We start from the raw sequence: 22,891 nt of genomic DNA, 5'->3' as shown, positions 1-22,891 counted from the left end.
CGAAACTTGCGGCGTGCCACAGCCAGAATTTTGAGGTCTGGGCGTTCCCTAAATTCAGCAACGTTGAGCTTGCCCAGGGTTTTACGACGGCTTAGACGCCTCCTGTTCTGGCAGATGCACCGTAAAAATCGAGCCAATGCCGATCGTGGATTTCACGTCAATCGACCCACCGTGCAATTCAACAAGCTGTTTGGTTAGCGCTAATCCTAATCCCGTCCCTTCGTACTTGCGATCGTAGGAGCAATCAAGTTGTTGAAACGTTTGGAACAGCAGCGATCGCTGTTCTTCGGAAATGCCAATGCCGTTATCTTCCACCTGCAAAATCGCCGCTTGATCGTGTGCCCAGACCCGCAGCATTACCTGCCCTTGCGCTGGCGTAAATTTGATGGCATTGGTCAGCAGATTGAACAAAATTTGCTGGACTCGCTGCGGGTCAGCGTAAAACTGCATGTCGCCCTGCCCCTGCTGCACGTCTAAGCAGAGGTTGACCTGCTTGGCATTGGCTCGTGGTTGCACAGCTTCAACGGTTTGGCGGGCGAGTTGCACCAAGGAAAATTGCTCTATGATCAACCCCAGCTTACCCGCCTCGACCTGAGACAAATCGAGAATGTCGTTGATCAACGACAGCAAATGTTCACCCCGATTTTGAATCGTTTGCAGATATTTTTGCTGCTTGTGCACCGTTATAGCGGGCTGCATCTCCGAACTGTAAGCCCGTAACAACGTAGCCGCCATGCCGATAATGCTCGTCAATGGCGATCGCAACTCGTGGCTCATGGTGGCTAAAAATTCTGACTTAGCAAGGCTTGCCGATTGCGCGGCTACCAGGGTGTCGCGTAGCGCTTGCGTCCGTTCTGCCACTTTTTGTTCGAGGGTAAGTTTTTGCGCGTGCAGTTCAGAGTAGAGATTAGATTGGCGAATGGCGATCGCAAGATGCTCTGCGATGTGGTGCAAGAAGGCTTGCTCATGGTCTTGCCATTGCCGGGGGGCATAACATTGATGGGCGATTAGCAAGCCCCACAGTTGCTCTTCAACGATGATCGGTGTCACCAGTTCTGCCTGTACCTGTGCTTGCGATGAGAGCTTTAGCAGCCGCCGCGTTTGAGACGGAACGATTTGGCAATCTGCGATCGCCCAGGTCAGTCTATCTCGATCGGCACTCCAAAGAGCATGACTAGCAATGTCAGTGTCATCTTTTATAAAATGCAGCACTGAGGGAATCGCGTCGCTCTTGCGAGATTCGTAGGTAATGCCATCCAAAGTGGGAATGGTTTCCTGCGCCGGAATTTTCGGCTCGGTAGAGACGAGGCACGAAGGAGCCGGAATGTTGAGTTGATAGATGATCAGCCGATCGGTCTGTAGAAACTGGCGCACCTGTTGGACTGCCGTTTCCAAAACCACCGGCAACTCAAGACTCTGACGAATCAACGACGTGACTTGATTGAGCAGGCGTTCTTGCTGGATCTGCTGCTGCAACGGTTGCGCCATCGTTGCAGGCTGCAAGCAGTGGGCAGTGGGCGAGAGCGTTTCTAGCAGTTGTAGGGTAAATTCACTCTGGCGGTACGGATCGTTTGGCGCTAGCTGGGCGATCGCGTGGGTGATCTGACGCTCTAGCAAAGAATGCATTGGAACCTGAGGTTTGAGCGTAGACAGAAAAGCCGCGATCGCACAGGGATCAAACGTAAGCTGGATCTGGCACGGGGCGTCTAGACTCGCTGCCATAGAGTTGCCCTGCAACAGGGCGCTAAAGCCTGAAGAAACTACCGCAACAAAGCGCTCTGCCAACGGTTCTACGCCTTCTACACTAGACTCGCTCAGGATGAGGGCATCTGGGTTGCCTTTTTGTTTGAGTAAGCTGCTAACGTGGTGAAAATGACTCCAAGCAAGGATGCGACGGACGCTACATGTCTGGGAGCTATGCATATTCGGTACGGGTCAGATGGCGTCAAGACACAGCAGACTGTCGAAAATAGAAGCTGTCATGCCTTTGGTCGCTCTTTATGGTTGGGTCGCGGTTGAATAGTTCAGCTAAATGCGGGCTGATGAGGAGTGCAACTTAACTTTAAACGAGTAATTTTTATATCAATGCTTCTGATGAAACCCTGCATTCATTATGCGACACAACTTCTCCTTACACGCTATTTCAAGCCATAAATTGTAACGATAGGGTGGCGTGTTGCAGCGCGACCGATGGGGCAGCGATCGCGCATCCGTACCTACCGAGTTATACCCAATTGATTTTTCACTGCGGCAGATCCTCGACCCCCCTGCCGACGGCATCCCCCCTGGGTCAGGAGGGACTTTCCGGCTCCCCACTTTACTGAGGCGGGGTTGGGGGAGGTCGCACATCTGTAGCATTTACAGATTAATTGGGTATGACTCAAACTTTTGTTGGGAGAGAGGGGAGCAGGGTGAGGGCAGTGCAAATTCAAAAAATTAAAAGCCGACCACGTTAAGGGTGATCGGCTTTTCGACGTAATCCAAAATTCGCGGGTTAAGCGATCGCTGCCATCTTCACATCGCTGTTTGCCAACAAGTCTTGCAACTCCTCAGCATCGACCGTTTCTTTCTCAATCAGCATCGCCGCTAACTGATCCAAAACATGGCGGTTGTCGGTAAGCACCGCTTTCGCACGACGGTAGGCTTCTTCTACCAAGGTGCTCACTTCCGAGTCGATCGTCGCGGCTGTCTCTTCCGAGAAATCCCGCTCTGAGGCAATATCACGACCCATGAACATGTTGCCCTGCTGACGACCCAGCGCCACCGGGCCCAAGCGATCGCTCATGCCAAACCGAGTCACCATCTGACGCGCCACCCGCGCCACCTGCTGGAGGTCGTTAGACGCCCCGGTTGTCACTTCTTCATCGCCGTAAATGATCTCTTCTGCTAGGCGACCCCCAAGGGCAACCGCCATCTGGTTTTGCAGATAAGAGCGCGAGTACAAGCCAGAATCCATGCGGTCTTCGCTCGGCGTAAACCAGGTGAGACCCCCTGCTCTTCCGCGAGGAATGATGCTGATTTTCTGTACTGGATCATAATCGGGCATCAGTGCCCCAACCAACGCATGACCCGCTTCATGATACGCCACTAGCTCTTTGCGCTTCTCGCTCATGACCCGATCTTTCTTCTCAGGTCCAGCGAGGACGCGATCGATCGCATCATTTACTTCGTCCATCGATACCTCAGTGAGGTTACGACGGGCAGCAAGAATTGCCGCTTCGTTTAGCAAGTTGGAGAGATCTGCGCCTGTAAAGCCAGGAGTACGGCGGGCAATGCGTTCCAGGTCAATATCTTTCGAGAGGGTTTTGCCCCGTGCGTGAACGTGGAGAATCTCAAGGCGACCTGCATAATCGGGACGATCGACGACAACTTGACGATCAAAGCGACCCGGACGCAACAACGCCGCATCCAAGACATCAGGTCGGTTGGTTGCCGCGATGATAATGATGCCCGTATTGCCTTCAAACCCATCCATTTCGGTCAGCAACTGGTTGAGGGTTTGTTCCCGCTCATCGTTGCCGCCACCGAGACCTGCACCACGCTGGCGACCCACAGCATCAATCTCATCAATAAAGACGATACAGGGCGCGTTGGTTTTGGCTTGCTCAAACAGGTCACGGACGCGCGACGCACCGACTCCGACGAACATCTCAACAAACTCGGAACCCGAAATTGAGAAGAACGGTACGCCTGCTTCGCCAGCTACTGCTTTTGCTAACAGGGTTTTTCCGGTGCCGGGAGGTCCGACGAGCAAAACGCCTTTGGGAATTTTTGCCCCCACAGCCGTAAAGCGATCGGCGTTCTTCAGGAAGTCTACGACCTCGTTGAGTTCTAGTTTCGCCTGATCGATGCCAGCAACATCATTGAAGGTCACCTGGGTTTGTGGCTCCATTTGCACCCGCGCTTTGGATTTACCAAAGTTCATGGCTTGGCTACCTGGACCATTTTGGGCGCGACGTAGTAAGAAGAACAGCCCTACCAGCAATAAGACTGGGAAGAACAAGCTGCTAACGGCGCGAATCCAGAAGTCGTTGCCGTCTGTCGCAGGCAAGACCGAGATATCAACGTTATTTTTAGTCAGGGTATTGATCAGGTCGGGGTCGTTGGGGAGGTTGACGACGACTCTGTTGCCGTCTTGCACCTGCACCACTGCCCGTGAGCGATCGGCACTGAGGCTAACTTTGTTAACGTTGTTGGTTTGCACTTCTTGAATGAACTGGCTGTAGCGCCAGGTTTCTCGCGTTTGAGGCTGTTTGTCAAAAAACGCAGTCGCCAGTGCAATGACGACGATCGCTAGGAGCGCATATAGCCCAGCATTTCTCCACCGTTTATTCACCGGGGTCTGTCCTCCTAATAGTTTGGGAACGAGGGATATCTCAGATTTTGCTTATGTTAATTAATATTAACGTATCTGAGAGCGTTGTGAAGGGAGCAAATCTAGGGGAAATGTTTTAAGTGCTCAAGGCTAAAGGCTTTAAGGCATTTGTAGCCCTGCTGCCAATCCTGAGAATTTGCATTAGTTTCCCTCCTCAAAAAATAGGTCTCGCAATGTCTGAATTCCGGGATGCGTGGGAGCGTAGGACAGCGTGGTGCCGGTGTTGAGAACGGTGTGAATTGGAATGACTTCCACGACACAGTTCGTATAAGCGATCGCATCAAAGTGTTCTACCAGCGCCGCATTCCACGGGGCTTCAGTCACTTCTTCATTGTGCCACTTTAGCCAAGAGATGAGGCGCGATCGCAGCAATCCTGGCAAAATCTCGCTCTCTAGAGGGGGCGTCCACCAATGCCCCTCTTTCCAGCCCCACAGATTGCCCGTGCTCGTTTCTAGCCAGTCGCCAGCCGAGTTTGTGAGAATGGCTTCTTGAGCATTCATTCGCTGAGCCGCTTGCAACGCCAACCACGGAGCAAGGTAATTTCCGGTTTTGTGAGACGGCAGCGATCTTGCTAACCCTCCAGCAACCCAAGCTGCGATTCCTGCTGTCTGCCGTTGCGTCAAATCTTCTGGTAGAGCGCGACCTGTGATCCATTCCCGCCCGTCCGGAAAAACAGCAATTCTAAGAACCGGATAGTGTTGCGTCATCCAGTCTGCCCCGTGGCGTAGTTGGCTCCAGTCGGGTTGTTGCCAGCCGAAGGTGTCTAGGCTGGTTTTGATGCGATCGCAGTGTCCCGCCCACTGGGTCAACGAATGGTCTAGAAATTGGTAAACGCGCATCGTTGTAAACACCGTTGCCCCATAAAGCAGCCCCGGATCGGTGATTGAAAGATCGATCGTATCTTTTGTAATGGCGTTCCCGTTATACCAAAATCCCAACATTTCTATCCTTGAATCAGCGTGAGTTTTTGCCGCTTGGGTACCTCAAACCACCTGTACACTAAAGCGTAAGTCATTCATTCCAGTTTGATTATGAGCAAGTCAGGACAGCACCTCGGTTGGGTGAAAAAAGCGGAAGTTTTTGTGGGATGGAAGCAGTATCGCCAAGCGATCGCGGCGTTTGATAAAGCCATCAAGCTCAAGCCCAATTATGTGGACGCCTGGATGGGGAAAGGCAGAGCGTTGATGGAGTTAGAGGATCTAGAGGGTGCGATCGCCACGTTTAAAAAAGTAATCAAACTGGAACCGAACAATTTTGATGCGTGGCTTCTGACCTCGATGGCGCTTGAAGAAGATATCGAGCGTCCCGAAGAAGCGCTAGCGTGGTTTGATGAAATGGTGGAAAAGATGCCAGATAATCCCGGAAGTTGGTTCTTTCGAGGAATGCACCTGACCCGACAAGATCGCCACGAAGAAGCCTTGAAATCGTTGGACAAAGCGGCAGAGATGAACCCGAACCCAATGATTTTGATGGCACGAAGCATTACCCTGCAACGCTTGGAGCGCTATGAAGAAGCACTGTCAGATGTAGACCGAGTGCTGACGACGGGTAGTGCCTTTCTGGCGTGGTTGGAGCGGGCAAAACTGTTGGAAAAACTAGGACGTAACGAAGAAGCGCTGGAATCGTATGATGAGGCAATTCGCGACGATCGCGGCAATCTTGAACTGTGGCAAGAGAAGATCTTGTTTATGGAAAAGATCGATCGCCATGAGGAAGCCTTGGAGTTAGTCAATAAGCTATCAGAAATCCTAACAGAGCGGTGGGATGTGTGGTGGATGTTGGCAGAGGCGTTGAAGCGGCGAGCGCGATACAATGATGCGATCGCAGCCTACAGTCGTGCCCTCGACCTTGAACCAGAGGAGGCAGAAATTTTCTATGGATTGGCAACATGTTATGGCTTGAGCGGAGATGCTGAACAAGCCTTGGGCAATTTGCACAGAGCAATTTCGATGGATTCCGATTACCGAGAAACGGCTGGAACAGAGCCAGCTTTTGACGTGCTGAAGGAGTCAGAAGAGTTCAAGGTGTTGTGTTCCTCTGAAGAAATGCTGCCCCAATCTGAATCTAAACGTGATGCAAAGGCATGAAAGCTGAAACCTTACACCGATACAATTTGTCTATTCACGGCATTATTATTTAGATATAGCACGCCCAAGAGAAGTCAATGGCTCAAGACAACAACCGCTTAGACCGCATTGAAGCTGCGTTAGAGACAATGCGGCAGCGCATGGAGGAAATGCAGCAACGAGCGGATCAAACACAACACCGAATGGATCAAGAGTTCGATCACCAGATGCAACTCAATGCTGAGCTTAGAACCCGACAGGAACTTCAAAGTCAGAACATTACTAACCTGATCACGGTTTCAGAAAACCTTCTCGAAGCAGTTCAGATGATGACTAGTGAGTTTCGTCAGCATCGCTCAGATGGTCATGGTGCATAGGATTTGACCCCATTAAGGTTGATGGCTGACGCTACGCTGCCTTCTTTTGTCGCAGGGGGCGCTTGTAAGCAGATTTTTTCTTGCGTCCGACGGTTTGGGCTTCGCTGCTATCGGCTCCAAATTGGGCAATCACGGCATTTTTGGCTTCGAGAATGCCATTGTGGAACACCCATTCCGCTTTGCGGGTGGCATCCAAAACTGTGCGATATTGTGCCTTGAGTTGGGCTTCAAGCTTTTGTAATTTCACCATTTCAATTTGATCCTGTTGGATCTGTCTGATTGAGGCTTCTTGGCGATGAGGGGTATAGTCGGTAAGGGTCTGCAAGCCCTCGAAGATGTCTTGATCTGCGTTTAGGATGCTTGGACTTAAGCGATTGTTTGTGTTTTGGGTCGTCATCGTTCAATTCCCTGAAGATTTGGCTGGATAGTATGAAGGTGCCCGATCACAGCTAAGGATGAATAAACGAATGTTCGTTTTTAAGAACTCTTCAAAAAGGGATTGGAAATTAGGGCATCAAGAGACGCAGAGTTTACGATTACTTCATCTTGATGGGTCGATTCGCCTTCTTGATGGATCAATTCGTTCTGCCGATGGGTCAATTGGTTTTCTGGATAGGTTAATTTGCTTGCTTAATCGGTCAATTTGCTTGCTTAATCGGTCAATTTGTTTTTTGGATGGGTCGATTTGTTTTTTGGATGGGTCGATCATTCCTCATGCAACGCAGCTATTGCGTATTGCGATCGCGGCTCCTTCCGAGTTTCACTCTGCGTCAATTGTGCCTAATGGCAGAGCGCGATCGCAGTTGATGGCAGAGCGCGATCACAATTCAACATTCCAGAACTGATCGTACCTTGAGGGCACCCTGCCATGATGACGATCGCTGGCTCCTGTTTGGTTGCCCCTGGAAAGCTTGGGTACTCTAAGTCAGTTTTACGGTTAGAGAAAAAATTCATGGCTGTGACAAGTGTAGCGATCGGGTGCCTAGCCTACATTCTGGGATTGATGGCAACTGCTCTTCCTTGGGGTGGCGTCGCTATTTTAGTTAGCGGAATCGTTGCTGCACTGGCTGCGCCTCGCCTTACACCGGGATACTTTCCAACCAAGGTTTGGATCATTGCGGGTGCGATCGCGTTGCTAGCGAGTGTTTATTTGCCATTACGAGTGCCCCATCCGAGCGCTCACGATATCAGTCATTTTGTGCCCGATGTTATTAACCAAGAAATGACGGTTTATGGACGTGTTGAAGAAGTGCCTCGATTGACGCGGAGCGGAAGAGCGCAACTGGGGTTAGAGGTGACAGGATTGGCATCAATTGAGCAAACCGTAGTGGGCAAACTCTACGTGACGATGCCGCAAAGTGAGGCAAAAGATTTGTATCCGGGAGCCGCGATCGCACTCACCGGATCGCTCTATAAACCCAAACCTGCCCTCAATCCGGGCGGATTTGATTTTCAAAAATATCTTGCCCAAGAAGAACGTTTTGCAGGATTTAATGCAAAAAAATCAGAACGTCTAGAACCAACAAAAAAACCAGGTTGGGGACTGTGGATGATTCAGCAAAAAATTATCAAATCTCAAGCAGACCGATTGGGAAACCCAGAAGGTGCATTACTCAGTGCAATGGTTTTAGGAAACCGAGTTGTAGGTATTCCATTTGATGTGAAAGATGCATTTACCAAAATTGGATTGAGTCATACCTTAGCCGCATCGGGGTTTCAGGTGTCCCTCATTTTAGGAATGGTGTTAGCTCTCACTCAGCGATTTCCGAAAGGGGTGCAATTTACTTGCGGTGCAGCAGGGCTGATCATCTTTCTCGGACTTGCCGGAATTCAACCGTCGGTTTTGCGAGCCGTCGTGATGGGATTTGCCATTCTAATCGGACTTGCAGCAGATAGAAAAGTGCAGCCTCTCGGCTCGTTGTTAGTGAGCGTGACGATTTTGTTGTTTATCTACCCAACTTGGATATGGAATTTAGGATTTCAACTGAGTGTTCTGGCTACGCTTGGCTTATTAGTGACCGTACCGACTTTAACAAAGTGGTTAGATTGGTTGCCTAGAGCGATTTCTCCTATTATTGCCGTTCCGATTGCTGCTTACATCTGGACACTTCCTCTACAACTTTACTCGTTTGGTATTGTTTCTCCTTACAGCATTCTAGTGAATGTTATTGTTACACCTCTGATTTCTGTTCTCAGCATTGGTGGTTTTGTGAGCGCTATGTTAGCCGTCATATCAGAACCCATCGGAAGTTACGCCGCTTGGCTATTGTTCTATCCGGCTCATTGGCTGATTGCGATCGTTACTTTCTTCTGCAAATTACCCGGAAATTCGCTCGCCCTCGGAACTATTTCTGCTCTACTAACACTGTTGTTATATGGATTGATTTGTTTACCTTGGCTACAACCTCGCTTGCAACGCTTGTGGTGGGTGGGGCTTGCCATGGGCATCGCTTTAGTGTTTATTCCGACGGCATACGCGAGGGCAAATTTGCTGCAAATCAGTGCGATCGCGACCCAGCGCGATCCCATTTTGATCGTCCAAGACCGAGGGCAGGTTGGATTGGTCAATACCGGAAATGCCTCTACTGCTAGTTCTACTGTGCTGCCCTTTCTGCAAAAGCAAGGCATCAATCACATCGATTGGGCGATCGCTGCGAGTCCGTCCTACCCCAATGGCTGGACAACCCTCCTAGAAACGTTACCGATCAAAACCTTGTATGATTTGTCTGCTCCAGACAAGCCTGCTTTCGATAAGCAAGCGATGCAAGCCCTTGAAAAGCAGCACGGTCGGCATGTTCAGCTAACCGAAAATGTTGCGCTAGGTGCGATCGCGGTTCGTCCGCTCAGCATCAATCCAACGGTCGTGCAATTTCAAATTGGCAACCAGCGCTGGCTATGGCTGAAAGATGTCCCCAATCTTCAGACCATACAAGAAATTTCTGAACATCTTCAGCGAAATCAGGTTTTGTGGTGGTCTGGGAGATATTTGCCTCCCAACCTGGTGAAACTGGTGTCCCCAGAAAGCGCGATCGCCTACTCTCAAAAAGTCTATCCTCACACCGTCAAACAATTGCAGCAACGCGGAACCTCTGTTTATCTGACGGCTCAAGATGGCGCAATCCAATGGACGCCTCAACTCAAATTCAAACCGACCTTAGAATCTAGGGATGCAGATGCCGCTTTTCTATAGGGATGACGGCAAACCTAGTTATCGCAGTAAACCTATAGTATGATAGCAAACGGTGAGTGTTGAGCTAAGCTTAGGCTCATTGCTCTGGAGAGGTGTCCGAGTGGTTGATGGTGACGCACTCGAAATGCGTTTTGGGGAAACCCAACGGGGGTTCGAATCCCCCCCTCTCCGTTTAACCGCGACGATCGTGTTCATCTCGGCTGTCACTCACGCCTTAATTTCTCAATTTCAAAGATGCGGCTGGGGGTTCAAATTCAAATATTTGCCCAACTCAGCATTCCTATGAAATAATGGATATTCGTGTCTTGGCACAACCTTCTTCCACAAGCTGCTGAAATTATGGCTAAAAATAAGGGCGTAAGAATTATCATTACGCTGGAATGTACTGAGTGTAGAACCAACCCAGACAAACGCTCTCCGGGTGTTTCTCGCTATACCACTATGAAGAACCGTCGCAATACGACAGCGCGATTAGAACTGAAAAAATTCTGCGCCCACTGTAACAGGCACACGGTTCACAAAGAAATCAAATAGCGACCTCAAATGTTTCGCTCCTGTCAGCAAAAGCGAATTCGTTTTTGCCCGTAGTCTGCCCTACATGGGCGCTGGCTACCGCCCATTGACCTCTTACCGTACTGTTGAATCATGAGTTATTTTCGCCGTCGCGTTTCTCCGATCAAACCTGGTGATCCGATCGATTATAAAGATGTCGATCTTCTGCGTAAATTCATCACCGAGCGAGGTAAAATTTTACCCCGACGTATTACTGGTTTAACCGCCAAACAACAGCGCGATCTGACGGTTGCCATCAAGCGAGCAAGAATTGTTGCCTTGTTGCCCTTTATCAACCAGGAAGGCTAGGTTCGTGGAGTGTTAAGGTGTTAGGGGGTGGATCTGGTTCGCCCAAGACCAAACGCGCTCCTCATCGCTGTTTGTCTGTAGCACTCCCACCCAACACCTTACCAACCTCCGCCTTACCAACTTCCATGGAGAAGGGAACTTTAGTCGAATTTCGGGTCAATGGAGACCGCCGTCTTGCGATCGCAGACCGTCCGGAAGGCAAAAAACACTGGATTGTCGTCGATGAGCGAGGTCAAAACCATACCCTCCATCCTCGCCAAATCGAATACGAGATTTCAAACCAAACCTACAAGCCTTCAGAGATTGCTCAATTTCTCAACGACATTCAACCCTACCTCGACCCATCGAGTTTAGAGGTTGCCTGGGAAATTTTGAGCGACGCGGGCGATAGTGTTGACCCCAACGAAATGGCAATGCTGCTCTTTTCAGACAAGGGCGCGCCCCTGTGCTACGCCGCTCATTGCCTGTTAAGTGAGGACAAGATTTATTTCAAGCAGAAGGGCGATCGCTACGAACCCCGCTCTGCCTCTCAGGTCGCTGAACTCAAGCATCAAGGTGAAGCCGAAGCTCAGAGACAGCGAGACTGGCACGACTTTTTAGAGCGCCTCCAGCACGCGGCAGCCGGAGAATCGGTGGCATGGCAACCGAGCGATCGCACCCGCCTTGATGCCCTAGAACGCTTTGCTACCTTTGGAGAAGAAGCCACCCATCGCGCTCCTGCCCTCGAAACCCTGACCGCCCTCAAGCGCCCCGAAACGCCGCAAGCTGCCTTTGGGCTTCTCGTCGAACTTGGAATTTGGAGTCCTCACGAAAATCTCGCGGTGCGCCGTAGCCAAGTTCCCACCCATTTCTCTACTAAGGTTCTGCAAGTGACGCATCACCGTCTGGAGTCTCCGCCCGATGATTTAGACCCCAACCGTCTTGATCTGACCCATCTCAAGGTATACACAATTGATGATGAAAGCACTCGCGAGATTGATGATGGCTTAAGTTTAGAAACGTTGCCTGATGGTCGAGAGAGACTGTGGATTCACATTGCCGACCCCACCCGATGGATTACTCCTGGAGATGAGCTTGATCTAGAAGCCCGCCGCCGATGTACAACCATCTATCTGCCGACTGGCATGATTCCGATGTTTCCATCCGAGTTGGCAACGGGTGACATGAGCCTCAACCCCGGAAAAATCTCCTGCGCCTTGAGCTTTGGCGTGATCTTAGATGAAGCAGGCGCGGTAGAAGACTACAGCATTCACGCTAGCTTGATTAAGTCTACGTACCGCCTCACCTATGAAGATGTGGATGAAATGGTGCAGTTGGGCGTGCAGGCAGAATCGGAACTTGAAGCGATCGCTCAGTGGGCAAAGCGGCGGCAAGCGTGGCGGCAATCCCAAGGCTCAATCGCGATTCATATGCCCGAATCTTCGATCAAAGTGCAGGGCGACACTGTGACGATCGACGTGCTAGAAGATTCTATCTCGCGGCAGTTGGTAGCAGAAATGATGATCTTAGCGGGGGAGGTCGCCGCTCGGTATGCTCAAACGCACCAGCTTCCCCTGCCGTTTCGCTCCCAGCCCCAGCCAGAACTGCCTTCTGAGGAAGAGCTTTTGTTGCTTCCGGCAGGTCCAGTCCGGGCGTGTGCGATTCGCCGCTGTATGCCCCGCAGCGAAGTGACCATTACGGCGGCACGTCACGCCAGCTTAGGGTTAGATACCTATACGCAGGTCACATCTCCGATTCGTCGGTATAGCGATCTGCTAGCTCACTTCCAAATCAAATCCCATCTTCGGGGTGACGTTCTCCCGTTTTCAGAAGAAGCGGTGAAAGACCTGATGCTCAGCATCGGCAGCACCGTGTATGAAGCGATTTTGGTAGAGCGTCAGACCAATCGCTACTGGGGGTTAGAATTTCTGCGCCGCAACGCCGATCAGGTCTGGCAAGCACTGATGCTGCGCTGGCTGCGAGAGCACGAAGGCTTGGCACTAGTCTTACTAGAAGACTTAGCGTTAGAGTTGCCGGTTGTGCTAAACCGCGCGATCGCACCGGGTGATCAGCTTCTGCTCAAGGTGAGCCGTGTTGATCCGCGTCAAGATGAGATTCGGTTCCAAGAGGTGGCAGCGCAGGCGGTTGGGTGAGGTGCAGGTTGGGTGCTGTAGCGGTTCGACCTCTCGCGTTTTTGCTCACTCTAGCCCTCGCTGATCTGGGTTATCGCGCTTTGATAAAACGTTTCTTGGTTAGCTGTTATCACAAAACACTCAATCTGAAGATGGCTCAACCCAATCAGATCGCCATCTTGTACAGCACGCCGCGCCAAAACGGGCAAACGCTGCTGGTTCAAAAATGTTCCATTGCTGCTCCCCACGTCCATGATGTAGAAGCCCTGCTGGGGGTGATGCCCAATGACAGCGTGGCAGCGCGAGACAGACGAATCTAACACAATAATTGAGCAGTGTCGGCTGCGCCCAATCAGCCACGAAGCCGCGATCTCATCGTCGCCCAACTCCGAAGCAAGATGGCTCACCGTTGCCGCTCCATCCTGGGCTAAATTGGCATGGGCTAGGTTGGTCGTCAAAAACGCCGTTTTACCTAGAGTCACTGCCTGGATAAAATAGGGCGCTGCACCCTGAGTGGGGGTCTCCGAAATGGGCGCTACCTGTGTACAGGTCTGTTCTAACGTAGCATCGCCCTCTGCAAGGCGCGATCGCATGGAACTTGGCAGCGCCAACCGCAAAAAAGAAGGATACTTTTTGAGAAAACGATGCGCCTGATGATACAAAATCTTGCTAGAAGAATTGTCCGTATCACTATCACTAGATGGCGACAAATTTAACATAGGGTTTGGTTAACATAAGGTCTGGTTAACATAAGGTCTAGTCAAAGTTTATATTTGCTTGAGTTGTTGATAGGACGCGGTGAGTTAGGAGGGAACCCAAGGGTGATAATACGCGAATGATTCTGCCTAGGGAAACGCCCTAACGTTATCCAACGGGTCTGTAGATCTACGGTAGTAGGCTGGACTGAATTAACACAGGTGGGCTGGAGGGGGATCATCTCTCACACGAATGGGTGAGATTAGCTCAGTTACGTAGACTAAACACCCTCTCCGCAGAAGTGACAATAGGCGATCGCCGCTTCTTCTTAGAAGCTTCATAGGGAAAGTCAAAAGGATTGTTTTTTAAAGTCCTTGTGAAATTTGCTACCAAAATGGCTTCTTCTAGGTTCAGTAAAGCAGTAAAATTACGCAAGTTGTCAATCTTTCCTATCCAGTTCGCCCCAAGGCTTTGAACCTCTGGTTTAAGTGGAGAGCTTCAAAGGGTAGCGATGGGGTTTTGGGCGCTCGTTCTGCCATCAGGGTTGCTGCACAAATAAGTAGACGCGATCGCGCTGATATTCTAGGCGAAACTGGGGATTGCTCTGCGCGGTTTGCAGGACGCTCTGCGCTAATTCTGGACTGCTTGCCCACCCTGGATCTTGAAGATTGAGAAGCACATAACGAAACTCATCTAATTGGCGGGGTGGTGCAATCAGCTTGGTATACTCCAGTCGGGCGCGATGGGTCAAATGCGGCGCAATGTAGCTGGTCGTCAGCACCGATTCTTTAAGCCCCAGGGTCTGGTCAGAGGTCTGGATGAGGGCGATCGCTTCTCGCGTTGCCTGCCAACTGTCTAAGCGGGTCAGATATTTCGACCCAAAAAATTCATACTTTGCCAATGCCAAAAATGCCACTAGCGACCACAGCACTATCCACCGAGGTTGCTTGATCCATGTGTGATTGGCTGCCAAGCTTGCGATCGCAACAAGCAACAAAAAAGGCAGCGCTGGCAGCGAATATTGATGCAGCAAATCTCGTTGAGACGGCAGATCAGACAAAATATTCATCGCTAAGGTCGGCACAGCCGGCAGCAAATGCAGCAGATGCCGCACCGACAACCCCCAAGCCAGAGGAATCACCAGAAACAGCAGGTAAACCAACGTATCTAACGAAAACACTTTGCTGAAAACCAAGTGTGGTTTCAGAAAAATATTGGCGATCACCTCAAACAGCGATTCTCCTAGATAGGCATAGCGTGATACCGACTCTACCCCACCTGGGCGAAAATGCGGGATCACCGCTTGAGTCGCGATCAAAAACCAAGCCGTTCCTAAACTCAGCGCGATCGCACCACACTCCCCTTTCTTCTCAATGGCGATCAGCCACAGCCCCATCGCGGCAATGGTCAATGACAGCGCATCGCGGCATCCCAAACTCAGTATGATGCAGAGCGTAAACCAGCCAACTCGGTTCCCTCTCGCCGCTAAAACCGCCGATAGTAATAGCGGCAGCGCGATCACTTCGGGGTGAAAATCAAACAAATTGAGGTTAAACACCAGAGGGTAGAGGAGATAGACCAGCGCGATCGCCGTTGCCTGGGGCGGCGCTAACCGTGCTTGCCGCGCTAGATGCCAACTGGGTAAAGCTCCCATTGCCAACGCGATCGCTTGAATGGCAAAAAGCCAGTAGATACTGGGATACAGCTTATACAATCCGGCAATGCCATAGATGATCCAGTCTGCATGCCCCCCCATGACGTGATATCCCCAAAAAGACACGATGGGCGGCAACCCTTGACTGATTAGATAAATCGCCTGATCGAAATAGCCCAAATCTAAAGCGCTAGATTGAAATAGCCCATGGCGAACGCTACTACATAGTAGGAAAATGAGGGCTGCGATCGCGATCATCACCCCCACATGCCACGGTAAAGAGGGCAACGAAAACCGCTTCTTCCAAGGTTGAGCGTCCATCATTGGGTGACCCAAAGTTGAGCACAAGCTAAGTACAAGATGAATTAGTGTCTGTTCAAGAGCACCAAAATTTGTCCCCACCCCAAACCTCTCCGCCGCAGGAGAAAGGCATTAGCATCCTAACCCTATGCGTTTTCCATAGTTCCTTCTCTTTGGGATAAGGAGGCTGCAAGGATGAGGGCTGCCAAACCTACATTGAATTACCGAATTAAACCTACATTGAATTAGAAATCGTTGAGAGGCTAAATCAGTTTAACTTTAAGCGACAATCAAAGAAGGCAAATTTCCTTTCTGACCACCAGGATGAGCCATGAAGGGAAGGCTGTCTGATAGAATTTGTAAGGTTTTTACAAACTTTAGCCAATGGGATCAACGCGGGTACGAATTGCAATTGACGCCATGGGCGGCGACAACGCTCCTGCTGAAATCGTGGCTGGAGCGCTCCGAGCACAAGAAGAATTAGAGGCAGAGGTTCTACTCGTTGGCGATCCGCAGCAGGTAGAAGCCGCCCTCAAACACCATGGACATGCATCTCCGATCGAAGTTGTGCCGTCTGAAGGCACGATCGAAATGGAAGAAGAGCCGCTCCCCGCTTTGCGCCGCAAGCCCAAAGCCTCGATCAATGTGGCGATGGATCTCGTCAAGCGGGGGCGAGCCGATGCGGTTGTCTCAGCGGGTCACTCTGGCGCAGCGATGGCAGCCGCGTTGCTGCGTTTGGGTCGCCTAAGCGGGATTGAGCGCCCTGCGATCGGGGCGGTCTTGCCAACGATGATTGCCGGAAAGCCCGTGCTCATTCTAGATGTCGGGGCAAACGTCGATTGTCGCCCCACGTTTCTAGAGCAATTTGCGCTAATGGGAACCATCTATTCGCAGTACGTGTTGGGCAACACCGACCCCAAAGTAGGCTTGCTCAACATTGGCGAAGAACCCAACAAAGGGAACGAATTGGCAATTCAGACCCACCAACTGCTCCAAGAAAATCCTGCGATTCCGTTTATTGGCAACGCAGAAGGGCGGGATGTGCTGTCTGGGCATTTTGATGTGATTGTGTGCGATGGCTTTGCAGGAAACGTCTTGCTTAAATTTGCCGAAGCCGTTGGAGAAGTGGCACTACAAATCTTGCGCGAAGAGCTTCCGCGAGGCTTGCACGGCAAGGCAGGCGTGACGCTGTTGCGCCCTAACCTAAAGCGCATTAAACAACGGATGGATCATGCAGAGCATGGGGGCGGCTTGCTGCTGGGCGTCGCTGGAGTTTGCATTATTAGCCACGGCAGTTCCCAATCGCCTACCATTTTCAATGCGGCTCGGTTGGCAAAAGATGCGATCGATAACCAGGTGCTCGATCGCATTCGCTCTAGCTACGAAAAACCTGCCGTGAGTAGCTGATCTACTCGGCGTGTTTTGCGCTAAGAGGCGTGGCGTCTGAGACTAAAGTTCCTGCAAAGATGGAGTAACGCACTTTGGAATACTCAGGGTTAGGAATAGCAATCAACGGATGCGGATCGGCAACTCCTTCTGTGTCTGTGTCTAACGAGAACCTCAGCGCGATCGTTGACACATCGGATGAATGGATCGCATCGCGCACCGGAATTCGGCAACGGCGCTTAGCTCCTCCCGATAGCTCGTTGACTCAGCTTGCTGCTGCCGCCGCTGATCACGCGATCGCAATGGCAGGCATCACCGCAACCGAGATTGATCTGATTTTACTGGCAACCTCTACGCCAGATGACTTGTTTGGCACAGCTAGCCGAGTTCAAGCCGAACTTGGGGCAACGAGCGCCGTTGCATTTGACCTGACGGCTGCCTGTTCTGGCTTTGTGTTTGGGATGGTAACTGCCGCGCAATTCATCCGAACGGGCGTGTACCAGAATGTGCTGCTGATCGGAGCAGACGTGCTTTCGCGCTGGGTCGATTGGACTGATCGGCGAACCTGCGTCCTGTTTGGGGATGGGGCTGGAGCCGTCGTCATGCAGGCAAGCCAACTCGATCGCTTCCTCGGCTTTGAGCTTCGCAGCGATGGCACGCTGAACCACTGTCTCAACCTGTCCTATGAGGGTGGCTCTACGCCATTGCTAGAAAATGTCGCGATCGCGCAAGGCGGCTTTCGTCCCATCACCATGAATGGGCAAGAAGTCTACCGCTTTGCCGTAAAGCGCGTTCCCGACGTGATTGAGAAAGCCCTGTTTCGGGCAAATCTCACCGTCGCTCAGGTCGATTGGCTGCTGCTCCATCAAGCCAACCAGCGCATCTTGGATGCCGTAGCCACGCGGCTGCATATCCCGGCTAACAAAGTGATTAGCAATCTGGCACACTACGGCAATACATCTGCCGCCTCGATTCCCCTAGCGTTAGATGAAGCGGTGCGCCAAGGGCAGGTCAAACCCGGAGATACGATCGCAGCGTCTGGCTTTGGTGCAGGCTTGACGTGGGGAGCCACAATCTTTCAATGGGGGCAGTTTGATTAGTCATCCCCACAGACCCACCCTCTGTCCCCCCTTCTATTGATGCGTTCTGGCGCGTTCCTATCCATCACAGGGCATGAAACTATCAATGACACACACTGCATGGGTCTTTCCTGGGCAAGGATCTCAGGCGATTGGAATGGGCACAGATTTACTGGATGTGCCCGCCGCAAAGGCGCGATTTGAGCAAGCTGAGCAACTTTTAGGATGGTCAGTTGTCGAAATTTGCCAGCACAAAGAGAATAAGGTGTCGCAAACGCGCTACACACAGCCTTGTATGTACGTTGTAGAAACCGTTCTGGCAGATCTGCTCACCGCTAAAGGGCAGCGCCCCAATTATGTGGCGGGGCATAGCTTAGGTGAGTACGCGGCTTTATACACAGCCGGCGTGTTTGACTTTGAATCTGGGCTGCGGCTGATTCAACGGCGAGCCGAGTTGATGGACAGCGCATCTGATGGCATGATGGCGGCCCTGTTGGGCTGCGATCGCAGCCAACTTGATGTTGCCCTCGCCCAAACGACGGACGTTGTTCTCGCCAACGACAATAACGATGGGCAGGTCGTGATTTCTGGAACCCCTGATGCGGTTGAAGCCATGTTGAGCCAAGTCAAATCTAAGCGGGCTATTCGTCTGAATGTCAGTGGGGCATTTCATTCGCCTCTTATGGCAGAGGCGGCAAACCAGTTCAACCCTTTGTTAGAGAGCGTTGAATTTCAACCTGCCAACATTCCAGTCTTGTCTAACGTCGATCCGCTTCCTAGCACAGACGCTACGGCGCTCAAAGATCGACTGCGCCGCCAAATGACTGGGACTGTGCGGTGGCGCGAAATTTCTACGCAGTTTGCCGCAGAAAATGTTCAACGAGTAATTGAAGTTGGACCTGGTAAAGTGCTAACAGGCATCATCAAGCGCACTTGCCCAAATTTAGTTTTGGAAAACATTGGTAGCATTGCAGACCTACCCACCTAGCCGGGACGAGGCTCTAGAAGTTGCACGCTCCCTACCTCCCCAAGACTTATGACGCTCGATTCTCTAGACACTGTGCCCCGCGATCGCGAACCCTTGATTAGCCTCGTTCTCTATCATCTCTTCAAGTGGTCTGTTGTAGCTCCGGCGCTGCACAGCTATTTTCAAGGGCGGATTTATGGCGCAGAGGGCATTCCGCGACAGAGGCGGTTACTCGTGGTCAGCAACCACGCCAGCGATTTTGACCCAGTGTTGCTGTCGTGCGCGGTGGGTCGTCCAGTAGCCTACATGGCAAAAGAAGAGCTATTCCGCGTTCCGGTGCTCAAGCAGGCGATTCAGGCATACGGAGCCTACCCCGTCAAGCGGGGCAGTGCCGATCGCTCAGCAATGAAAGCCGCGATCGCATCAATTGAGTCGGGTTGGGCAACCGGCGTCTTTCTCGATGGCACTCGCACCTCTGACGGTCGCATCCATGAGCCAAAACTTGGTGCAGCCTGGATCGCTGCCAAAACAAATTCCCCACTTTTGCCTGTCAGCCTGTGGGGAACTCAGCATATTTTTCAGAAAGGGTCTGCCCTGCCCCGCCCTGCCCGAATCACCATTCGGATTGGGGAACTCGTTGCACCCCCGCAGACTAGCGATCGCGCCACCCTAGAAGCCGTGACGCAGCGCTGTGCCAACGTCATTAACTCCCTCCTCGATTTGGGTCGCTAAGACTCAATCTCCCCTACCCTCAGTCTGGAAAACTCGCTTCTAGCTTCAAGCAATTTCGCCCGTTCACCTGGAGTTGATATTCCACCCGATCCATCAGCCGATTGAGGATCAGCCAACCATAGCCATGTTCCTGCATCGCTTCTGGAGACGGCGCTAGATAGGTTGACAAATCGTAGCCAATGCCGTGATCCCAAATTTCCAAAGCAAAATCTCGATTTCTTAGCTCCAATCGCAAGATGACCGGAAGGGTGGGCTGATCGCGGTGAGCATGGCGAACCACATTCGAGTAGGCTTCGACCAAAGCCAAGCGCAAGCGGCTCGATTGGCGTGACCAATCTGCCTGATCGCCAATTTCAACCTCTAGCGTGCCAAGCAGCCAAGTCTCAGCAACGTTGAGAAATTTTAGATCACTAGGGATATGAAGCTCAGTTCTCATGAGTTATAGAACCTCCAGAGAAAGAATCGTCTGGTCATCTTCCTGAACAGCCGTGTGGGATTGAATGCGACCGAGAAGTTGCTTCAAGTCTAAGTGTTCCCTAGCGTGACGCAACAATTGCCATAGTCCACTCTCTCGGAGCATTGATCCGCCGTCGCATTTCCCAGATAGTTGTTTAGAGTAGATGGTTGCTTCCGTAATTCCATCACTTGTTAGCAACAACACTTCCCCCGGATGCAGCGCCAAATTACCTGCGATCGCGCTCCATGTGGGTAAAATCCCAAGCGGCACCCCCCGGACTTTTAAATAATTTGGCTCAGCACGTTCGGTTTGGTTCGACCAGACGAGGGGATAGATATGTCCGGCGTTGGCATAGACGAGGTGATTGGTATGAGGACTGTAGCGCACCAAAACTAACGTGATGAAGCAATTGGCACTCACTAAGTCATTAGATAGAATGCTGTTTAAATTCCGCATTACAAGATCCGGTTCGGGTGGCGCTTCTTGAGCCAGTTCTCGTCGCAAGAGCGAAATTGCGCTTGCCATAAACAAAGCAGCAGGAACCCCTTTTCCAGAAACATCCCCCACAGCTAGCCAGATATCGCCTTGGGGATGCTGATACACCTCAAAAAAGTCGCCCCCTACCTCGCGCGCCGGATGACAGCACGCCTGAACGCGGAACCCTTCAAGATCAGGCAGCGTTTGCCGCAGTAAATTGCTTTGAATTTGGCGGGCGACTCCCAATTCTATGCGAATCTGCTCGGCTTGCTGCTGAGTGCGTTGATAAAGCTTGGCTTGGGAGATGGCTAACGCCGCTTGCTCAGCTACTTCTTCAATCAGGTGGACATCTTCTCCTGACCATGCCGGAGATTCTACCGATCGATGCAACGACAAAATCGCTAGTACATCTTGCTGATAGGCGAGGGGCACAGCGAGATGAGGCACAGGATTGCTTTTGCTAAGTGGCTCTACCTGAGTCTGACGCTGCTTGAGCGCCGATTGAACCAGTGCAGACTCGCGATCGCCATCACAATCTCTCTCACCACAGTTGGCAGAGCAGAACATTGCCGATTGGGATTGCAGGATCTCTCCTTCCACCGGATGGAGCATACTACAGGTTGCTTCAAACGACTGTCCCAAGGTTTCTACGATGGTGTTCAGCATACTTGGATAGTCCAGAGAGCCGCGAATTGCAGAAGTGATGGCGTTAAACAGCGATTCTCGACGCAAGGCGCGTTTGAGATCTTCGGTGCGTTGCTTAATCACTCGGTACGTTTCGGCTGCCTGTTCAATCACCACTTGAAGTTGCTGCGGCTTCCAGGGTTTTGTAATGTACTTGAAGACTTTACCAGCATTGATGGCATCCACCAAGTCTTCGACATCGGTATATCCGGTCAGAACGATCCGAATGGTGTCTGGGAACCGTTCAACAGTTTTGCTGAGAAACTCAGTCCCTAACATTTCGGGCATCCGTTGGTCAGAAATAATCACTGCCATCTCGCCATGCTCATCGAGCAGTTTGAGAGCCTCGATCGCACTTGCTGCTCTAACCACGTCATACTCTCGTCGAAACGTGCGATAGAGCAAATCAAGGTTGTCTGGCTCATCATCCACAATCATGAGCTTGAGCTTAGGGTTGGATTCCCGTCTCATGCCGTTTCTCACTCCTTAGAGCGTATAGACTCTCTAGGAAATTATTCCCGTTCTGGCGGGGCAACTAACAGAGCGAGAAAGGAGAGATAAGAAAAACTAATTTGATTGGGCGATATTTTGCCAGCCTTGGATCACTCGCTGGAGCGGCTCAGGAAGCTGATTTTGAACCGAGTCGGAGTATTGCACAGTTGCCGATGGACTCGTTAGCGTGATGGTGAAGAAGTCGGCAGAACCAGGACTTGCGGGATAGCTAAGGCGATCAAACTGTTCTAGATGAGCATGGTCGAGCAGGGTTTGAAACGGCTGTATTTGTTGCGGCGAAAGCCGATAAACCTTGGTTGGGCTGTAGGTTCCGTTGGGTCGCATTCTAGCGTGGAGCAACCGCCCATCGGCAAGCAAAACGGTTTGTGCCGTCTGTCCTGCGAAGCCACCGCTCGTAATCACGCGAAAAACAGTGCCTCGATCGAGCGGCTTGGGAAGCTCATTGTCTGCTAAGCGAATCGGCTCAAACTGGCTGGCGTTGGTTGGCGGTTCTAGCTTGACAACCGTACCTTTGCGATCGCTGCGATAAACCCACGTCTGATTGTCTGCCTTAACCTGCACGCGCCAACCTGGAACAAGCACTTGGGTGCACAGGGTTCCAGAGTCTGCTAAGCCCAAACAGCCATCTTGCCAAGTGCGCGGCTCAACGCTGACCACTTGCAACGCCTGACGAGAAACCCCTGAGCGCCGCGTGATGTCACGGAAGATCGCATTGGAGACCAGCACAGGAGCCATTTTGGGGCGAGAGTTGCTAGACGGATCGCTAGACGGATCACTCTGTTGGTTGAGGAGTTCAGAGGCTTCTTTGAGGGGGGAAGCTGAAACGGGTTGAAGTAGGGGCATTCCTGTCATGAGGGACAAGGCTCCAACTAAAGCGATCGCAGCGAGAAGCGGGGCAGAATGGCTAGGACGCATGGGAAACGGTTGAAACAGTAGACAACACTAATGACGACACCAGCGTAACG

20 protein-coding genes and 1 tRNA gene are annotated in these 22,891 nt (G+C 51.5%); 11 read left to right on the top strand and 10 right to left on the bottom strand.

From position 1 onward, the window contains the following. Window positions 1-81: 81 nt before the first annotated feature. The 3 genes from GS601_RS07300 to GS601_RS07290 form a co-directional block, all read right to left on the bottom strand. Window positions 82-1,923 carry a sensor histidine kinase gene (locus GS601_RS07300; protein WP_162422605.1) on the bottom strand — a complete coding sequence of 614 codons (1,842 nt, stop codon included), beginning with the start codon at window positions 1,921-1,923 and terminating at the stop codon, window positions 82-84. Window positions 1,924-2,494: 571 nt separating this feature from the next. Then, window positions 2,495-4,336: an ATP-dependent zinc metalloprotease FtsH3 gene (ftsH3, locus tag GS601_RS07295; protein ID WP_162422604.1), complete on the bottom strand. Its 1,842-nt coding sequence runs from the start codon at window positions 4,334-4,336 to the stop codon at window positions 2,495-2,497. Between the two features lie 180 nt (window positions 4,337-4,516). Next, window positions 4,517-5,317: an aminotransferase class IV gene (locus tag GS601_RS07290; protein WP_162422603.1), complete on the bottom strand. Its 801-nt coding sequence runs from the start codon at window positions 5,315-5,317 to the stop codon at window positions 4,517-4,519. Between the two features lie 90 nt (window positions 5,318-5,407). On the opposite strand from GS601_RS07290, the gene GS601_RS07285 reads away from it, so the two are divergent. Together GS601_RS07285 and GS601_RS07280 are read left to right on the top strand one after the other, a co-directional pair. Then, entirely contained in the window at window positions 5,408-6,463 is a 1,056-nt protein-coding gene (locus GS601_RS07285) for a tetratricopeptide repeat protein (RefSeq protein WP_162422602.1), read from the top strand. Window positions 6,464-6,540: 77 nt separating this feature from the next. Continuing rightward, window positions 6,541-6,819 carry a hypothetical protein gene (locus GS601_RS07280; RefSeq protein WP_162422601.1) on the top strand — a complete coding sequence of 93 codons (279 nt, stop codon included), beginning with the start codon at window positions 6,541-6,543 and terminating at the stop codon, window positions 6,817-6,819. A 31-nt stretch (window positions 6,820-6,850) separates the two neighbouring features. On the opposite strand, the gene GS601_RS07275 is transcribed toward GS601_RS07280, so the two are convergent. Both GS601_RS07275 and GS601_RS07270 read right to left on the bottom strand, forming a co-directional pair. After that, window positions 6,851-7,216, bottom strand: coding sequence for a hypothetical protein (locus GS601_RS07275; RefSeq protein WP_162422600.1), 366 nt, complete (start codon window positions 7,214-7,216; stop codon window positions 6,851-6,853). 383 nt (window positions 7,217-7,599) lie between these two features. Then, the gene (locus tag GS601_RS07270; RefSeq protein ID WP_162422599.1) at window positions 7,600-7,773 is read right to left on the bottom strand and encodes a hypothetical protein; all 174 of its coding nucleotides are present in this window, start codon (window positions 7,771-7,773) and stop codon (window positions 7,600-7,602) included. Between GS601_RS07270 and GS601_RS07265 the strand changes: the two genes are divergently transcribed. The 5 genes from GS601_RS07265 (at window position 7,772) to GS601_RS07245 (ending at window position 13,002) form a co-directional block, all read left to right on the top strand. Beyond that, window positions 7,772-10,009, top strand: a complete 2,238-nt coding sequence (locus GS601_RS07265; protein WP_162422598.1) for a ComEC/Rec2 family competence protein — start codon at window positions 7,772-7,774, stop codon at window positions 10,007-10,009. The genes GS601_RS07270 and GS601_RS07265 overlap by 2 nt on opposite strands. A gap of 86 nt (window positions 10,010-10,095) precedes the next feature. After that, a tRNA-Ser gene (locus GS601_RS07260) sits at window positions 10,096-10,180 on the top strand. A 168-nt stretch (window positions 10,181-10,348) separates the two neighbouring features. Beyond that, window positions 10,349-10,543 carry a 50S ribosomal protein L33 gene (rpmG, locus tag GS601_RS07255; RefSeq protein WP_162422597.1) on the top strand — a complete coding sequence of 65 codons (195 nt, stop codon included), beginning with the start codon at window positions 10,349-10,351 and terminating at the stop codon, window positions 10,541-10,543. A 111-nt stretch (window positions 10,544-10,654) separates the two neighbouring features. Further along, a complete protein-coding gene (rpsR, locus tag GS601_RS07250) occupies window positions 10,655-10,870 on the top strand; it encodes a 30S ribosomal protein S18 (RefSeq protein ID WP_162422596.1) in 216 nt (71 codons plus the stop codon). Between the two features lie 125 nt (window positions 10,871-10,995). Beyond that, window positions 10,996-13,002 carry a ribonuclease catalytic domain-containing protein gene (locus GS601_RS07245; protein ID WP_162422595.1) on the top strand — a complete coding sequence of 669 codons (2,007 nt, stop codon included), beginning with the start codon at window positions 10,996-10,998 and terminating at the stop codon, window positions 13,000-13,002. 50 nt (window positions 13,003-13,052) lie between these two features. Here the strand turns inward: GS601_RS07245 and GS601_RS07240 are convergent, their stop codons facing one another. Continuing rightward, window positions 13,053-13,700, bottom strand: a complete 648-nt coding sequence (locus GS601_RS07240; protein WP_238393132.1) for an FHA domain-containing protein — start codon at window positions 13,698-13,700, stop codon at window positions 13,053-13,055. 515 nt (window positions 13,701-14,215) lie between these two features. Beyond that, on the bottom strand, window positions 14,216-15,655 hold the full coding sequence (locus GS601_RS07235; RefSeq protein WP_238393131.1) for a DUF2079 domain-containing protein: 1,440 nt from the start codon (window positions 15,653-15,655) through the stop codon (window positions 14,216-14,218). A gap of 360 nt (window positions 15,656-16,015) precedes the next feature. On the opposite strand from GS601_RS07235, the gene plsX reads away from it, so the two are divergent. The 4 genes from plsX to GS601_RS07215 all read left to right on the top strand — a co-directional run bounded on the left by plsX (window position 16,016) and on the right by GS601_RS07215 (window position 19,795). Next, a complete protein-coding gene (gene plsX / locus GS601_RS07230; protein ID WP_162422594.1) occupies window positions 16,016-17,038 on the top strand; it encodes a phosphate acyltransferase PlsX in 1,023 nt (340 codons plus the stop codon). Window positions 17,039-17,112: 74 nt separating this feature from the next. Continuing rightward, a complete protein-coding gene (locus GS601_RS07225; protein WP_162422593.1) occupies window positions 17,113-18,117 on the top strand; it encodes a beta-ketoacyl-ACP synthase III in 1,005 nt (334 codons plus the stop codon). Between the two features lie 85 nt (window positions 18,118-18,202). After that, window positions 18,203-19,084 (top strand): ACP S-malonyltransferase, encoded by an 882-nt coding sequence (fabD, locus tag GS601_RS07220; protein WP_162422592.1) that lies wholly within the window; start codon window positions 18,203-18,205, stop codon window positions 19,082-19,084. Between the two features lie 48 nt (window positions 19,085-19,132). After that, window positions 19,133-19,795: a lysophospholipid acyltransferase family protein gene (locus GS601_RS07215; RefSeq protein WP_162422591.1), complete on the top strand. Its 663-nt coding sequence runs from the start codon at window positions 19,133-19,135 to the stop codon at window positions 19,793-19,795. 19 nt (window positions 19,796-19,814) lie between these two features. Here the strand turns inward: GS601_RS07215 and GS601_RS07210 are convergent, their stop codons facing one another. From GS601_RS07210 to GS601_RS07200, 3 genes are all read right to left on the bottom strand, one after another. Next, entirely contained in the window at window positions 19,815-20,231 is a 417-nt protein-coding gene (locus tag GS601_RS07210; RefSeq protein ID WP_162422590.1) for an ATP-binding protein, read from the bottom strand. 3 nt (window positions 20,232-20,234) lie between these two features. Beyond that, complete coding sequence (locus tag GS601_RS07205; RefSeq protein ID WP_162422589.1) at window positions 20,235-21,884, bottom strand: SpoIIE family protein phosphatase; 1,650 nt, start codon at window positions 21,882-21,884, stop codon at window positions 20,235-20,237. Between the two features lie 96 nt (window positions 21,885-21,980). Beyond that, window positions 21,981-22,841 (bottom strand): hypothetical protein, encoded by an 861-nt coding sequence (locus GS601_RS07200; RefSeq protein WP_162422588.1) that lies wholly within the window; start codon window positions 22,839-22,841, stop codon window positions 21,981-21,983. Between the last annotated feature and the right edge of the window lie 50 nt (window positions 22,842-22,891).

Source organism: Myxacorys almedinensis A (assembly GCF_010091945.1).
In the GTDB taxonomy this organism is placed as follows: Bacteria; Cyanobacteriota; Cyanobacteriia; order Leptolyngbyales; family Leptolyngbyaceae; genus Myxacorys; species Myxacorys almedinensis.
This window is presented reverse-complemented; position numbering and strand designations above follow the sequence as displayed.

Coding starts and splice junctions, on each gene's coding strand:
- GS601_RS07200 (WP_162422588.1), bottom strand. CDS start 22,841: ATGCGTCCTAGCCATTCTGCCCCGCTTCTCGCTGCGATCGCTTTAGTT.
- GS601_RS07210 (WP_162422590.1), bottom strand. CDS start 20,231: ATGAGAACTGAGCTTCATATCCCTAGTGATCTAAAATTTCTCAACGTT.
- GS601_RS07300 (WP_162422605.1), bottom strand. CDS start 1,923: ATGCATAGCTCCCAGACATGTAGCGTCCGTCGCATCCTTGCTTGGAGT.
- rpsR (WP_162422596.1), top strand. CDS start 10,655: ATGAGTTATTTTCGCCGTCGCGTTTCTCCGATCAAACCTGGTGATCCG.
- fabD (WP_162422592.1), top strand. CDS start 18,203: ATGACACACACTGCATGGGTCTTTCCTGGGCAAGGATCTCAGGCGATT.
- GS601_RS07290 (WP_162422603.1), bottom strand. CDS start 5,317: ATGTTGGGATTTTGGTATAACGGGAACGCCATTACAAAAGATACGATC.
- GS601_RS07205 (WP_162422589.1), bottom strand. CDS start 21,884: ATGAGACGGGAATCCAACCCTAAGCTCAAGCTCATGATTGTGGATGAT.
- GS601_RS07245 (WP_162422595.1), top strand. CDS start 10,996: ATGGAGAAGGGAACTTTAGTCGAATTTCGGGTCAATGGAGACCGCCGT.
- rpmG (WP_162422597.1), top strand. CDS start 10,349: ATGGCTAAAAATAAGGGCGTAAGAATTATCATTACGCTGGAATGTACT.
- GS601_RS07215 (WP_162422591.1), top strand. CDS start 19,133: ATGACGCTCGATTCTCTAGACACTGTGCCCCGCGATCGCGAACCCTTG.
- GS601_RS07265 (WP_162422598.1), top strand. CDS start 7,772: ATGGCTGTGACAAGTGTAGCGATCGGGTGCCTAGCCTACATTCTGGGA.
- GS601_RS07280 (WP_162422601.1), top strand. CDS start 6,541: ATGGCTCAAGACAACAACCGCTTAGACCGCATTGAAGCTGCGTTAGAG.
- GS601_RS07285 (WP_162422602.1), top strand. CDS start 5,408: ATGAGCAAGTCAGGACAGCACCTCGGTTGGGTGAAAAAAGCGGAAGTT.
- GS601_RS07270 (WP_162422599.1), bottom strand. CDS start 7,773: ATGAATTTTTTCTCTAACCGTAAAACTGACTTAGAGTACCCAAGCTTT.
- plsX (WP_162422594.1), top strand. CDS start 16,016: ATGGGATCAACGCGGGTACGAATTGCAATTGACGCCATGGGCGGCGAC.
- GS601_RS07240 (WP_238393132.1), bottom strand. CDS start 13,700: ATGTTAAATTTGTCGCCATCTAGTGATAGTGATACGGACAATTCTTCT.
- GS601_RS07275 (WP_162422600.1), bottom strand. CDS start 7,216: ATGACGACCCAAAACACAAACAATCGCTTAAGTCCAAGCATCCTAAAC.
- GS601_RS07235 (WP_238393131.1), bottom strand. CDS start 15,655: ATGATGGACGCTCAACCTTGGAAGAAGCGGTTTTCGTTGCCCTCTTTA.